Source organism: Klebsiella sp. CN_Kp106, from assembly GCF_040064575.1.
Lineage (GTDB): Bacteria > Pseudomonadota > Gammaproteobacteria > Enterobacterales > Enterobacteriaceae > Klebsiella > Klebsiella michiganensis.
Genome location: NZ_JBEAIG010000014.1, coordinates 165,552 through 179,472 on the forward strand (window position 1 = coordinate 165,552; position 13,921 = coordinate 179,472).

The 13,921-nt window shown below is 55.6% G+C and carries 17 protein-coding genes; 13 read left to right on the plus strand and 4 right to left on the minus strand.

The features are described 5' to 3' along the window. Nucleotides 1-16 precede the first annotated feature (16 nt). Nucleotides 17-826, plus strand: a complete 810-nt coding sequence (locus tag ABLU96_RS08315) for a polysaccharide pyruvyl transferase family protein (protein WP_004097886.1) — start codon at nt 17-19, stop codon at nt 824-826. Between the two features lie 35 nt (nt 827-861). Here the strand turns inward: ABLU96_RS08315 and ABLU96_RS08320 are convergent, their stop codons facing one another. Both ABLU96_RS08320 and ABLU96_RS08325 read right to left on the minus strand, forming a co-directional pair. After that, nucleotides 862-1,497 carry a hypothetical protein gene (locus ABLU96_RS08320; protein ID WP_223852518.1) on the minus strand — a complete coding sequence of 212 codons (636 nt, stop codon included), beginning with the start codon at nt 1,495-1,497 and terminating at the stop codon, nt 862-864. 255 nt (nt 1,498-1,752) lie between these two features. Then, nucleotides 1,753-2,340: an NAD(P)H-dependent oxidoreductase gene (locus tag ABLU96_RS08325; protein ID WP_048262036.1), complete on the minus strand. Its 588-nt coding sequence runs from the start codon at nt 2,338-2,340 to the stop codon at nt 1,753-1,755. Between the two features lie 115 nt (nt 2,341-2,455). On the opposite strand from ABLU96_RS08325, the gene ABLU96_RS08330 reads away from it, so the two are divergent. Then, nucleotides 2,456-3,052 (plus strand): TetR/AcrR family transcriptional regulator, encoded by a 597-nt coding sequence (locus ABLU96_RS08330; RefSeq protein ID WP_025107665.1) that lies wholly within the window; start codon nt 2,456-2,458, stop codon nt 3,050-3,052. Between the two features lie 33 nt (nt 3,053-3,085). On the opposite strand, the gene ABLU96_RS08335 is transcribed toward ABLU96_RS08330, so the two are convergent. Further along, nucleotides 3,086-3,868 (minus strand): DsbA family protein, encoded by a 783-nt coding sequence (locus ABLU96_RS08335; protein WP_025107666.1) that lies wholly within the window; start codon nt 3,866-3,868, stop codon nt 3,086-3,088. Nucleotides 3,869-4,091: 223 nt separating this feature from the next. Here ABLU96_RS08335 and ABLU96_RS08340 point away from each other — a divergent pair, with 223 nt between their 5' ends. The 3 genes from ABLU96_RS08340 (at nt 4,092) to cbpM (ending at nt 6,148) form a co-directional block, all read left to right on the plus strand. Then, complete coding sequence (locus tag ABLU96_RS08340; protein WP_004097877.1) at nt 4,092-4,772, plus strand: TerC family protein; 681 nt, start codon at nt 4,092-4,094, stop codon at nt 4,770-4,772. A gap of 150 nt (nt 4,773-4,922) precedes the next feature. Next, entirely contained in the window at nt 4,923-5,843 is a 921-nt protein-coding gene (cbpA, locus tag ABLU96_RS08345; protein ID WP_014227587.1) for a curved DNA-binding protein, read from the plus strand. Further along, nucleotides 5,843-6,148: a chaperone modulator CbpM gene (cbpM, locus tag ABLU96_RS08350; RefSeq protein ID WP_004097873.1), complete on the plus strand. Its 306-nt coding sequence runs from the start codon at nt 5,843-5,845 to the stop codon at nt 6,146-6,148. Before cbpA ends, cbpM begins: the two co-directional genes overlap by 1 nt. 135 nt (nt 6,149-6,283) lie before the next feature. Here cbpM and proP read toward each other — a convergent pair whose 3' ends face one another. Next, the gene (proP, locus tag ABLU96_RS08355) at nt 6,284-7,786 is read right to left on the minus strand and encodes a glycine betaine/L-proline transporter ProP (protein WP_048262038.1); all 1,503 of its coding nucleotides are present in this window, start codon (nt 7,784-7,786) and stop codon (nt 6,284-6,286) included. Nucleotides 7,787-8,326: 540 nt separating this feature from the next. Between proP and ABLU96_RS08360 the strand changes: the two genes are divergently transcribed. The 8 genes from ABLU96_RS08360 to phnK all read left to right on the plus strand — a co-directional run bounded on the left by ABLU96_RS08360 (nt 8,327) and on the right by phnK (nt 13,867). Beyond that, a complete protein-coding gene (locus tag ABLU96_RS08360; RefSeq protein WP_004097870.1) occupies nt 8,327-8,662 on the plus strand; it encodes a zinc ribbon domain-containing protein YjdM in 336 nt (111 codons plus the stop codon). 136 nt (nt 8,663-8,798) lie between these two features. Then, nucleotides 8,799-9,233 (plus strand): VOC family metalloprotein YjdN, encoded by a 435-nt coding sequence (gene yjdN, locus ABLU96_RS08365; RefSeq protein ID WP_348862439.1) that lies wholly within the window; start codon nt 8,799-8,801, stop codon nt 9,231-9,233. A gap of 217 nt (nt 9,234-9,450) precedes the next feature. Beyond that, nucleotides 9,451-10,173, plus strand: coding sequence for a phosphonate metabolism transcriptional regulator PhnF (gene phnF, locus ABLU96_RS08370; protein WP_049080185.1), 723 nt, complete (start codon nt 9,451-9,453; stop codon nt 10,171-10,173). Further along, a complete protein-coding gene (phnG, locus tag ABLU96_RS08375; RefSeq protein ID WP_004097867.1) occupies nt 10,174-10,626 on the plus strand; it encodes a phosphonate C-P lyase system protein PhnG in 453 nt (150 codons plus the stop codon). After that, on the plus strand, nt 10,623-11,207 hold the full coding sequence (gene phnH / locus ABLU96_RS08380) for a phosphonate C-P lyase system protein PhnH (RefSeq protein ID WP_004097865.1): 585 nt from the start codon (nt 10,623-10,625) through the stop codon (nt 11,205-11,207). Before phnG ends, phnH begins: the two co-directional genes overlap by 4 nt. Next, nucleotides 11,207-12,271: a carbon-phosphorus lyase complex subunit PhnI gene (locus ABLU96_RS08385; protein ID WP_064375655.1), complete on the plus strand. Its 1,065-nt coding sequence runs from the start codon at nt 11,207-11,209 to the stop codon at nt 12,269-12,271. Before phnH ends, ABLU96_RS08385 begins: the two co-directional genes overlap by 1 nt. After that, nucleotides 12,264-13,112, plus strand: a complete 849-nt coding sequence (locus tag ABLU96_RS08390) for an alpha-D-ribose 1-methylphosphonate 5-phosphate C-P-lyase PhnJ (protein WP_025107671.1) — start codon at nt 12,264-12,266, stop codon at nt 13,110-13,112. Before ABLU96_RS08385 ends, ABLU96_RS08390 begins: the two co-directional genes overlap by 8 nt. Continuing rightward, nucleotides 13,109-13,867, plus strand: a complete 759-nt coding sequence (gene phnK, locus ABLU96_RS08395) for a phosphonate C-P lyase system protein PhnK (protein ID WP_064405843.1) — start codon at nt 13,109-13,111, stop codon at nt 13,865-13,867. The genes ABLU96_RS08390 and phnK overlap by 4 nt, the downstream gene beginning before the upstream one ends. The last annotated feature ends 54 nt before the right edge of the window (nt 13,868-13,921 follow it).

Below are 13,921 nucleotides of genomic sequence, written 5' to 3' on the forward strand. Positions count from 1 at the left end.
TTAAACAGGATAAAAAATGACCAGTGCAGAGTTAAAATTTGATTTATTTCTAAAATCCTATCATCCATCTCATCGATTTGTCTATAAGGCAAACCCCGGTAACGCGGGTGATGGCGTGATTGCATCGGCAACGTACGATTTTTTCGAACGAAATGCGCTTACCTATGTTCCTTACAGGGCCGATGAGCGCTACAGCGCTGATACTGATATTTTAATTTTTGGTGGCGGAGGAAACCTCATAGAAGGACTGTACGCTGAGGGCCGCGATTTTATTCAAAGTAATATTCACAAATTTCACAAAACGATCATTATGCCTTCGACCATCAGAGGGTATAGCGATTTATTCACTAATAATATAGATAAGCTAGTTGTCTTTTGCCGTGAAAATACCACTTTCGATTATATAAAATCTCTCAGCTATGAGCCAAATAAGAACGTATTCATTGCTGATGACATGGCATTTTATCTCGATCTTAGCCAGTACCTGTCTCTTAAACCTGCCTATAAACAACAGGCAAACTGTTTCAGAACAGATTCAGAGTCTCTGACAGGAGAACATAAAGAAAACAATCATGATATTTCGCTCACGTGGAATGGCGACTATTGGGATAATGAATTTCTGGCACGAAACTCTACCCGCTGCATGATCAACTTTCTTGAAGAGTATAAAGTTGTAAATACCGATAGACTTCACGTGGCAATTTTAGCCTCCCTGCTGGGAAAAGAAGTCAATTTCTACCCTAACTCATACTACAAGAATGAAGCCGTTTATAATTACTCGCTGTTAAATCATTACCCAAAAACGTGCTTTATTACTACCAGCTAAAAAATGCAGCGTATATTAATACGCTGCAAAAAAATTCACATAACCTTTACAGCATTATCAATTATTGCCTGCCAGCCTTCACGCGAGTATTCATTTGCCCGGCTATAGTCGGCAAATCTATCGATTGCGCCAATAAAAAGATTATCAGTCACTTTCTTGATTTCACCTGGAGCTGAACTTTCCACGTTACTTTTCACGTAAAGTATTTTACTGTTACCGTGCTTCTTAAACTCTTTTGCTAAAGCGAATACTATATCATCAAGATTATTGCCATTGCTTTTTACGACAAAAATTTTATTGTCATCAACAAGGCTTTTCTTAAATTTGCTTATCAGGTAATTAATCTTCTCTACTTCTTTTTTATAAATAAGATCATTTTCCTGTTCAGAATAACGCCAGACCCAGCCATCATTTTTATTATCGCTATACATTTCAGTATGAAAACAAATATCATACTGCTGATCAAGCACCATATCCTGCCAGGATGGGGTCAGGTTTTCATAGACATACAAACCAGCAAAATCAGATTCTATTAGTTTTAGAAGAGCATGATAGTTTTTTATTAAAGTCCAACGAAACAAGCTGCCTTCATCATAACCTGACTCTCTGAGAAAGAAAGCAAACTCACAATTATCACCGAGACTTTCGAAACGCTGTAATTTATTCATCATTGTTTTCCAGAAGGGGAACCGGAGGATTATACAATAAGGTACCTCTGGCTAACACCAAAAATGTCGTCAGATGCCGTCCGCGCAGGGCAACATAACGCGGTGAAAACATGGCATATTAGCATGACGCCCCCTCGTGAGATTATCGCGCGTTCTGTCCCGATATGACGCATATAACCCATTGATAATATATTTTTTTCAGGCCGGGCCCGGATAAAGCCGCCCGGCGGAAACCCAGGCTCGGGAGCGAAGCGAGCCTCAGGCAAACATCTTTCTTCCCAGCTGGCGCCCCGCCTCCAGATGCGCCTCCGCCGTTTTCAGGTCCGGCAACAGCAGCATCTGCGAACTGGCTACCGTCGCCCCGCAGTAATCAAAAATCCCGTGGACAATCTGCGCATTAAAAGCATCGGTAAATCCGTGCTTGTCATACGTTTGTTGACTCGCTGCGCCTAATGCCACCAGATGCACCCGCAGGCGGCCCAGCTTCTTCACGACATCGCCGTCGGCGGTCTCCTCATAGGCCCAGCCGTTTGAAAACACGCGGTCAACCCAGCCCTTTAACAGCCCAGGCATCGACCACCAGTAAACGGGAAAAACCAGCACCAGCGCGTCGGCGTTATCAATTCTGGCCTGCTCGGCCATCACGTCGGGCGGCGTGTCGCCGGTTTGCAGAAATGCGGCGATATCCGGCTCGGCAAATACCGGGTTAAAGCCTTCCTGCGTTAAATCCGCTATGTCAGCCGTATGCTGCGAGGCGGATTCGGCAATTCCTTGCGCAATCGCCGTTGCTACGCTGTGAGTCAGCGACGTCTTGAGAGGATGAGAAACCACGATTAATGCATGCATGACGGATACCCCAGTTGCGCTATAACGATATTGGACGTAGTCTTATATACCAACAGTAACCTACCATTAGTAAGTTACCTTTAGTATATTAATATGTCAACGGGAGAATGTTTCCATGTCTGAACCACTCGTACGTCAGCGTTTAACGCGAGAAGAGCGGCGCAAGCAGCTGATTGATGTCGCCTGGCATATTATTCGGCAAGAAGGGACCGATGCTCTGACGTTGGGTTATCTGGCGACGCAGGCGGGCGTGACTAAACCCGTGGTTTACGATCACTTTGACAGCCGTTCAGGGCTTTTCGCGACGCTTTATCGCGAATACGACCAACGCCAGACGGCGCGAATGGATGAGATACTGCGCAATACCGAACCGAATGCGGAGAAGCTGGCCTCGGCGATCGCCAACGCCTATATCGAGTGCGTGCTGCTTCAGGGGCGCGAGATGCCCAGCGTCATGGCCGCGCTGGCCGGGACGCCAGAGCTGGAGAAGATCAAACAAGAGTGCATCGCCGCCTTTACCGGAAAATGTCGGGACTATTTTTCGCCGCTTTGCGAGAGTGAGAATCTCAGCGAGGCGGCCATTCTCGCCATGCTCGGCTCCGCCGACGGGCTATCGGCCGCGGTAGTGAACGGCGTCATCACGGAGCAGCAGGCTAAAGATGAGCTCTTTCAGGTGATTATGTCGATGCTGCAGCGCTGCTGTCATCGCTAAATCGCGCCCGCCGTCCGGCGGACGCGTTGATTATCAGCCGCCCGCTTTCTTGATCGCCGCATCCAGCGAGGCTTTATCCGCCAGCCCCGGGAATACGGTGATCGTCGCTTCCGTAGCGCCGGTAGTCGGCATCACGATAACGCCCGGCGTCCCGCTCAGGCCAATTTCCTGCGCCAGCTGATTGGTGCTTTCCAGTACCGGCTCAACGTCCGCCGCTTTCTTCGCGTCGAAATTCACTTTCTTCGCCTGCTGCTGGATGTCGGCAGCCGTCAGCTTGCCTTCGTTATGTCCGGTGGAATAGATCCCGTTATGGTAGGTCAGATAAGCCTCTGCGCCCTTCTGCTGATAAATCTGCAGGCCGGTTTTGGCCGCTTCAAGCGAGGTTTCCCAACGGCTGCCAAAAATCGGCCACTCTTTAAAGGCAAAGCGGGTCTGCGGGTGCTCTTTAATCACCTGCTCCATTACCGGCGCCAGACGACTGCAGTAAACGCACTGATAATCAAAGAATTCAATGACGGTGACTTTGCCCTCTTTCGGGCCGTAGGTTGGCGTATTTTTATCCTGGGTCAGCGCAGCCGCATTCTTCAGTACCGCCTGGGTCGCGGCGCTGGCCTGCTGCTGTTGCTGAATTTGCTGTAGCTTCTGGCTGGCCTGCAGCAGCACTTCCGGATGCGCGACTAAGTAATCCGCGGCGATTTTGCCAATACGGGCCTCTTGTTCAGGCGTAAAAGTCGGCGCATCAGCAGCGGTCGCCATAAGCGGAAACAGGGTAGCGCCGATAAAGGCAAATGTGAGTAAATTCTTATGGCCGGGCATGTAGTTAGTCCTTGCGATAGGTGAACGGCAGATGTATTTCTACGAACAAAATATCATCCTTTGCCTGCGAATCATTGCCGGACCATGCAATGATTGGTAACGATATTTTTCAATCACTCGCTGCGCGCGGTCTCTCGGTAAGGTGGCCAGAGTGCCCTAACGAGAGTACGCTTCGCCCCTGCGTTTTTCCGTAGGTTCTCTTTTTTGGTTCGATGAGTTGGGTATGAATGCGTTTTTCAGTCAGTGGGACGTGGCGGTTATTCTGCTGCAAATTATTGCTATCGATCTGTTATTGGGTGGCGACAACGCGGTGGTGATCGCGATGGCCTGCCGTAAACTGCCGCCTCAGCAGCGTACCAAAGCGATTATCATCGGCACCGTCGGCGCAATAGCGGCGCGCGTGCTGCTTTTAGCTATCGCGATCTATTTACTCTCATTGCCGTGGCTTAAAGTGGTCGGCGCGCTGATGCTACTGTGGATTGGCATCAAGCTGGTGACCAATCAGGAAGAAGAGAATGATGTCAGCAGCTCCAGCAGCCTGTGGCGTACCGCGGTCACCATTACCGTTGCCGATGTCATAATGTCGCTGGATAACGTGCTGGCGGTGGCCGCCGCCGGAAAAGGCCATCTGCTGCTGGTCGCGCTGGGCGTATTGATCAGCATTCCGATTATCGTCCTCGGCAGCAAGCTGGTGCTGGCTATCCTCAACCGCTTCCCGTCCGTGGTGATGCTGGGCGGGGCGCTCATCGGCTGGATAGCCGGTTCCATGATGGTGACCGATGTGACCATCGTTCATCTGTTCCCCAACGCGCCCGCCGCGCTCCCCGTGATGGGCGGAGCCATTGGCGCCGCCCTTGTGCTGCTGGAAGGGTTGCGCAGAAACCGCCGGCGCTCCAGCGAATAGCTGGCGTTCACGCTTGGCCGCCGTCAATCCCGACGGCGTCAAGTTTGCGCCATTTTTCCCCCACATCCGCCCTCATTTGCCCTACGCTTAGTAAAGACACCTGATCCAGGGATCTGTAACCATAATATTGCGCATAAATGAGATAAAACCATGGAATTAAAGGATTATTATGCCATTTTAGGGGTTCAGCCAACGGACGATCTGAAAACCATTAAGACCGCCTATCGCCGTCTGGCACGTAAATACCACCCCGATGTCAGCAAAGAAAACGATGCCGAAGCCAAATTCAAAGATCTCGCCGAAGCCTGGGAAGTGCTTAAAGATGACCAGCGCCGCGCCGAATACGACCAGCTCTGGCAGCACCGTAACGATCCGCAGTTTGGCCGTCAGCAGCAGCATTCCCACGAGCAGAGCTATAGCCAGCAGGACTTCGACGACATCTTCTCCTCCATGTTTGGCCAGCAGGCGCACCATAGCCGCCGCCAGCACGGCGTCCGCGGTCATGACTTAGAGATAGAAGTCGCGGTATTCCTTGAGGAGACCCTGGCCGAGCAGACGCGCACCATCAGCTATAAGCTGCCGGTTTATAACGTCTTTGGCATGGTCGAAAGCGAAACGCCGAAAACCCTGAACGTGAAAATTCCCGCGGGCGTCGTCGACGGCCAGCGGATCCGCCTGAAAGGCCAGGGCACCCCTGGCGAAAATGGCGGCCCTAACGGCGACCTGTGGCTGGTGATTCATATCGCCCCGCATCCGCTGTTTGATATCGTCGGACACAACCTTGAAATCGTCCTGCCGCTGGCGCCGTGGGAAGCAGCGCTAGGCACCAGGGTCACTATCCCGACGCTGAAAGAGAGCATCCTGCTGACCATTCCGCCGGGCAGCCAGGCCGGTCAGCGGCTGCGGGTGAAGGGCAAAGGGCTGACCAGCAAAACCACCACCGGCGACCTGTATGCGGTGATCAAAATCGTCATGCCGCCAAAACCAGATGAGAAGAGCCGTGAGCTCTGGCAGCAGCTGGCGGATGCACAATCCAGCTTCGAGCCGCGTAAGACATGGGGGAAAGCCTGATGGCTAAGATAACAGTGACGTTCACGATTACCGAGTTTTGTCTCCACACCGGCCTTTCCGAAGAGGAGCTTAACGAGATTGTCGGCCTCGGCATGATCGAGCCGCGCCAGCCGCAGCGGGAAAACTGGCTGTTTGACGATAGCGCGGTGACCATCGTTCACCGCGCCGTACGCCTGCGCAAAGAGCTGGAGCTGGACTGGCCGGGCATCGCTGTGGCCTTAACGCTGCTGGACGAGAACGCGCGCCTGAGCCGCGAAAATCAAATTCTGCAGCAGCGGCTGGCGCGCTTTCTGACCCATAGCTAAGCCGTAGCCCGCCCGCTTCCTTTAGCACCGCCCGGTCCTTACCGGGCCCGGGCGGTCCGCGAATGACCTCAGCTCAGGACATAAAAAATGCCGCCGGGGGAAGCCCGCGGCGGCATGAGTTACCAGCAAAACGATTTAGTCGTTGATGCGCGGATGCTGCTGCACCAGACGAGAACGTTTTTCCTGCAGGTCGGCGATTTCCTGATCGATATCTTCGATTTTATGTTCGATGTTATCGTAGTGCTCGCCGAGAATTTCTTTCGCTTCCTGAATATCCGAAGCCGCTGGCGTTGCCCCTTTCAGCGGACGATTGGCGGTCTCTTTCATCGACAGGCCGGTAATCAGACCAATCAACGCCACCACCATCAGATAGTAAGCCGGCATCATCAGGTTCTGCGTGCTTTCCACCAGCCACGCCGCCAGAGTCGGCGTCAGACCGGCAATCAGCACCGAGATGTTAAAGGCGCTGGCCAGGGCGCTAAAGCGGATGTGGGTCGGAAACATCGCCGGCAGCGACGAGGCCATCACCCCGATAAAGCAGTTCAGCACCACCGCCAGCAACAGCAGACCGGCGAAAATCAGGCCAAGGACGTTACTGTTAATCATGATAAAGGCCGGAATCGACAGCGCGAACAGCGCCACGCTACCAATCAGGATGAACGGACGACGGCCAAAACGGTCGCTGAGCATACCGATAACCGGCTGAACGAACAGCATCCCGACCATGATGGCGATGATGATCAGCACCCCGTGGTCTTCAGAATAGTGCAGGTTATGCGACAGGTAGCTCGGCATGTAGGTCAGCAACATGTAGTAGGTCACGTTGGTGGAAATCACCAGACCGATACAGGTCAGCAGGCTACGCCAGTGTTTGGTCGCAATCTCTTTGAAAGAGACTTTCGGCCCATCCTGCAGGCCCTCGCGGTCGCCCTGCTCCATTTTATCAACGTGCTGCTGGAACGCCGGCGTCTCTTCCAGCGCATGACGCAGATAAAGACCGATAATCCCTAACGGCAGCGCCAGGAAGAACGGAATACGCCAGCCCCAGTCGAGGAAGTTCTCTTCGCCCACCACGCTGGAAATCAGCACGACTACGCCCGCGCCCATGACAAAACCGGCTATCGAACCGAAGTCCAGCCAGCTGCCCATAAAGCCGCGTTTACGGTCAGGCGAGTACTCTGCAACAAAGATAGAGGCACCGGTATATTCGCCGCCCACCGAGAAGCCCTGCGCCATTTTACACAGCAGCAGCAGGATCGGCGCCCAGATACCAATCGTGGCATACGACGGAATAAGGCCGATACAGAATGTACTTATCGACATGATAACGATGGTTATCGCCAGAATCTTTTGTCGACCGTATTTATCGCCCAGCATCCCGAAGAACAGGCCGCCTAATGGACGAATTAAGAAGGGAACCGAGAAAGTACCGAGCGCGGCAATCATCTGCACGCTGGGGTTGGCATCGGGGAAAAAGACCTTACCAAGCGCATATGCAACAAAACCATATACCCCAAAATCGAACCATTCCATCGCGTTACCCAGCGACGCTGCGGTAATCGCTTTCTTCAGTTTGCTATCATCAATGATGGTCACATCCCGAAGCGTGATGGGTTTTACTTTTTTCCTTTTAAGCATAATTATCCTCTTTTGCTCTCGCCTTGAGCGCACGAATCTCCGCCGAATGACAAGGTCATTCGCGTCATGCGTTGGGAGCGGCGAATTGCTGTGCTCCACATTTCAAGCGTAGCAGGTTTGCCTGCACTGTCTGCTGACAGTCCGTACAACCGAACCTGTTGACGCCTGCTCTGGCCATAATCAAATAAGCGGTACCGCTAATAAGTGTAGTGAATTTGCGTTCTCGCCTTTTTACCCTAACAGCGTTTAAATTTGGGATCAACTTCACAAAAATTTACCTACCCTTAAACAGAGTCATCCAAAAGCAATAAGTTCAATGAATATTGGAACTTAGCGATACATTTCCGGAAATATCCTGCGCTTTTTATGAAAATAAGCCCGCCAGGCCTCACGATATATATCCTCTTTCTCCGCTGCGATAAGTCATAAAAAAGGCCCGACAAAAGTGCGGGATTGCGCTATAATCAGCATTACTTTCGGCTATCAGCCGCCATTTAAAGGACCAACGTCCTGTTTTACCCAGTAATCGTGAGGAACGTCATGCAACTGCCACACTGCCCAAAATGCCATTCTGAATACACTTATGAAGACGGCGGCATGTTTATCTGCCCGGAATGCGCCCACGAATGGAACAATGCCGAGCCTGCGGACGATAACGACGCGCTGGTGGTCAAAGACGCCAACGGTAATTTACTCGCCGACGGCGACAGCGTCACCGTGGTAAAAGATCTGAAGGTTAAAGGCAGCTCTTCGATGCTAAAAATCGGCACTAAAGTGAAGAATATCCGCCTGGTTGAAGGCGATCATAATATTGACTGTAAAATAGATGGTTTTGGCCCGATGAAGCTAAAATCCGAATTTGTTAAAAAGAACTGATTTTATTCCCCCGACGCCCGTTGTCAGGGGGAAATATATTTTCCCGTGGCCTCCCGGAATCCCTCGCTGCCGCCTGGCTTAATTCTGCAATCCCCTTCTACGCTTAATGGAATATTCGTTACCTGAGGTAATGGTTATGCCCTTAAGTCCCTATATCGCTTTTAGCGGCAACTGCGCTGCCGCCATCGCTTTCTACCAGCAGGCGCTGGGCGAGGAGCTCATCCACAAAATCACCTGGGGTGAAATGCCGCAGAATACGCAGGACGCCGAAGATGGCTGCCCTTCCGGCCAGCATCTGGCTGCCGACGGTATCGCGCACGCCAGCCTGCGCATTGCCGATAGTATCCTGATGCTCAGCGACAGCCCCTCCAGCAACATGGAGCGCTACGCCGGATTTACCGTCGTGCTGGACTCGCAGGATATTATTGAGGGTAAACGCTGGTTTGACGGCCTCGCCGACGGCGGGCAGATTGAGATGGCCTGGCAGGAAACCTTCTGGGCGCACGGCTTCGGTAAAGTTATCGACCGCTTTGGCGTCCCGTGGATGGTCAACGTGGTGAAAGAGCCTTAACGCTGGCCTTTTCCCCTCACCCTGTGCTCCCCCCGAAAGGGAGAGAGGGCGGAGTGAGGGCATCTGTGCATTCACTCCCCCTTACCCTGTCATTCCACCGGCATCAACTCTTCATCCCCCGGTCATCATGAGTTAACCGAAATGTAACAAAAAACCGTCAGGATCGGCCCACGCTCAGAGGGAAATACTTCCTTGTCCTTAGTGAGGCTCGATTGACATGTACTTATCCAGACATCCGACCAGTTATCCAACGCGATATCAGGAAATTGCCGCCAAACTGGAGCAAGAGCTTCGCCATTACCACTGCGGCGACTATCTGCCCGCCGAGCAGCAGCTGGCGTCCCGCTTTGAGGTTAACCGCCACACCCTGCGCCGGGCCATCGATCAGCTCGTCGAACGCGGCTGGGTCCAGCGCCGTCAGGGCGTCGGCGTGCTGGTGCTGATGCGCCCGATAGATTATCCGCTCAACGCCCAGGCGCGCTTTAGCCAGAATCTTCTCGAACAGGGCAGCCACCCGACCAGCGAGAAGCTGCTGTCGGTGGTGCGTCCGGCCAGCAGCCACGTTGCCGAGGCGTTTGCTATCAGTGAAGGCGATAACGTCATTCACCTGCGCACCCTGCGCCGCGTGAACGGCGTCGCCCTGTGTCTGATCGACCACTACTTTACCGACCTGCAGTTGTGGCCGGTTCTGCAAACCTTTACCCACGGCTCTCTCCATGACCTGCTGCGCGATCGGCTGGATATCGAACTGACCCGCGTGCGCACCAAAATCAGCGCCCGACGCGCGCAGGCCAAAGAGAGCAATATTCTCGGCATTCCCAACATGGCGCCGCTGCTGTGCGTGCGCACCCTGAATCATCGCCAGGGCGAGCAGAGCGCGACGGAGTACTCCGTCAGCCTGACCCGCGCCGACATGATTGAATTCACCATGGAGCACTGAATGCACTTTGATACCGCAACCCGCCAGCGCTGGATGTCCGTGCTGGCCCACAGTGAACCACAAGAACTGGCGGCGCGGATGCAGACGCTGCAGCTCGCGCCGCAGTATGAGCTGATTCGCGCCCCGGAGACCGGGCTGGTGCAGCTGCAGGCGCGTATGGGCGGCATCGGCGACCGATTCTTCGCCGGAGACGCCACCTTAACCCGCGCCGCTATTCGCCTGGCCGACGGCACCCTCGGCTATAGCTGGATTCTGGGCCGCGACCGCCCGCACGCTGAACGCTGCGCGGCCATTGATGCCCTGATGCAGTCACCACACCATTTTCACACCCTGATGGAAACCCTGATAACCCCGCTGGAAGAACAACGCAGCGCGCGCATTGAAGCCCGACGCGCCGAAGTCAACGCCAGCCGGGTCGACTTCTTTACTCTGGTTCGCGGAGATAACGCATGACATTACAACCCGCCTTTACCCTGGCTGTGCAGGATGCCCAGCACAGTTTCCGCCGCCTGCTGAAGGCGATGAGCGAGCCGGGAGTGATTGTCTCCCTGCAGCAGCTTCAGCACGGCTGGCAGCCGCTGAACGTCGCCTCCACCAGCCTGCTGCTGACGCTGGTGGATCACGATACGCCGGTCTGGCTCGCTCCCGCGCTGCATAACGATCTTGTCGGCCAGAATCTGCGCTTCCATACCGGCGCGCCGCTGGTTGAGCAGCCGCAGCAGGCGACCTTCGCCGTCGCCAGCGACAGCATCAGCGCCGAGCAGCTGAACGTGCTTTCCGCCGGTACCGTCGTCGCCCCGGAAACCGGCGTCACGCTGGTGGTTCAGCTTGCCAGCCTGAGCGGCGGCCGGATGCTGCGGCTGACCGGCGCGGGGATCGCCGAAGAGCGGATGATCGCCCCGCAGCTGCCGGAATGCATTATTGAAGAATTGACCGAGCGTCCGCATCCGTTCCCGCTGGGAATCGATCTGATCCTCACCTGCGGCGAACGCCTGCTGGCGATTCCGCGCACCACTCACGTCGAGGTCTGCTAATGTACGTAGCCGTCAAAGGCGGCGAGAAGGCGATCGTCGCCGCTCACGCCCTACAGGAACAGAAACGCCGAGGCGAGGGACGGCTTCCTGAAATCAGCGTTGATCAGATTAGCCAACAGCTTAATCTGGCGGTGGACCGGGTCATGACCGAAGGCGGCATCGCCGACCGGGAGCTGGCGGCGCTGGCGCTGAAGCAGGCCAGCGGCGACAGCGTCGAAGCGATTTTTCTGCTGCGCGCTTATCGCACCACCCTGCAAAGGCTGGCGGTCAGCGAGCCTGTCGACACCGCCGGTATGCGCCTTGAGCGCCGTATCTCGGCGGTCTATAAAGATATCCCCGGCGGCCAGATGCTCGGCCCGACCTACGATTACACCCACCGTCTGCTCGATTTTACCCTGCTGGCCAACGGCGAAACGCCGCCGCTGGCGACCGATAGCGCACCGCAGGAAGCGACGCCGCACGTCTTTAATCTGCTCGTCCAGCAGGGGCTGGCGAAGGCGGAGCGGGATACCGACGCGCAGCCCGACGATATCACCCGCCATCCGCCGGTTTATCCCTGTTCGCGCTCTTCGCGCCTGCAGCAGCTGACGCGCGGCGACGAGGGCTACCTGCTGGCGCTGGCCTACTCCACCCAGCGCGGCTACGGACGCAACCATCCGTTTGCCGGTGAAATTCGCAGCGGCTACGTCGCGGTGGAGATCGCTCCCGAAGAGCTGGGCTTCACCGTCACTATCGGCGAACTGCTGATGACCGAATGCGAGATGGTCAACGGCTTTGTCGACCCTCAGGATGAACCGCCGCACTTTACCCGCGGCTACGGCCTGACGTTCGGCATGAGCGAGCGCAAAGCGATGGCGATGGCGCTGGTTGACCGCGCGCTCCAGGCGCCGGAGTACGGCGAAGAGGTGGCGGGCCCTGCCCAGGATGAAGAGTTTGTGCTGGCCCATGCCGATAACGTCGAGGCCGCCGGTTTCGTTTCGCACCTTAAACTTCCCCACTATGTCGATTTCCAGGCCGAACTGGCGCTGCTTAAACGCCTGCAACGGGAGAATCAACGTGGCTAACGCACTGACCGGCTATAACTTTGCTTATCTCGACGAGCAAACCAAACGCATGATCCGCCGCGCCATCCTGAAAGCGGTGGCCATCCCCGGCTACCAGGTGCCCTTCGGCGGTCGCGAGATGCCGATGCCCTACGGCTGGGGAACCGGCGGTATCCAGCTTACCGCCAGCGTCATCGGGGAAAATGACGTGCTGAAGGTGATCGATCAGGGCGCCGACGACACCACCAACGCGGTATCGATTCGTCAGTTTTTCAAACGCGTGACCGGCGTCGCGACCACCGAGCGCACCGAAGACGCCACGCTGATCCAGACCCGCCACCGGATCCCGGAAACGCCGCTGACTGACGATCAGATCCTGATCTTCCAGGTGCCGATCCCGGAGCCGCTGCGCTTTATCGAGCCGCGCGAAACCGAAACCCGCACCATGCACGCGCTGGAGGAGTACGGCGTGATGCAGGTGAAGCTGTACGAAGATATTGCCCGCTTCGGCCATATCGCCACCACCTACGCCTACCCGGTGAAGGTCAACGGCCGCTACGTGATGGATCCGTCGCCGATTCCAAAATTCGATAATCCGAAGATGCATATGATGCCTGCGCTACAGCTGTTCGGCGCCGGACGCGAAAAACGCATCTACGCGGTACCGCCGTATACCTCGGTTGAGAGCCTCGATTTCGACGATCATCCGTTTACCGTTCAGGAGTGGGATGAACCCTGCGCCATCTGCGGATCTCGCCATAGCTATCTTGATGAAGTGGTGCTCGACGACAGCGGCAAACGGATGTTTGTCTGCTCCGATACCGACTATTGCCGCCAACAGAGCGAGGAGCAGAAAAAATGAGTTATCCGTTACTGGCGGTGAACAACCTGACCCACCTCTACGCGCCGGGCAAAGGCTTCAGCGACGTCTCGTTTGAGCTGTGGCCGGGGGAAGTGCTGGGTATCGTCGGCGAATCCGGCTCCGGAAAAACCACGCTGCTGAAAGCGATCTCCGCCCGCCTGGCCCCGCAGCAGGGAGAAGTGCTGTATCAACAGCGCTCGCTATACGCCATGAGCGAAGCGGAGCGCCGACGTCTGCTGCGCACCGAATGGGGCGTGGTGCATCAGCATCCGATGGACGGCCTGCGCCGCCAGGTCTCGGCCGGCGGCAATATCGGCGAACGCCTGATGGCCACCGGGTCCCGTCACTACGGCAATATTCGCGCCACCGCCGGACAGTGGCTGCAGGAGGTGGAGATCCCGCCTTCGCGCATTGACGACCTGCCCACCACCTTTTCCGGCGGGATGCAGCAGCGCCTGCAAATCGCCCGCAATCTGGTGACGCAGCCGAGGCTGGTGTTTATGGATGAGCCCACCGGCGGGCTGGACGTATCGGTGCAGGCGCGCCTGCTCGATCTGCTGCGCGGCCTGGTCGTGGAGCTGAACCTGGCGGTGGTGATTGTGACCCACGACCTCGGCGTCGCCCGCCTGCTGGCTAACCGTCTGCTGGTGATGAAGCAGGGCCAGGTAGTCGAAAGCGGCTTAACCGACCGGGTGCTCGACGATCCCCATCACCCCTATACCCAGCTGCTGGTGTCGTCGGTGTTGCAGAACTGAGTGAATGTCCACTCCCCGGTGGCGCTGCGCTTACCGGGGCTACGGATCCCGAGC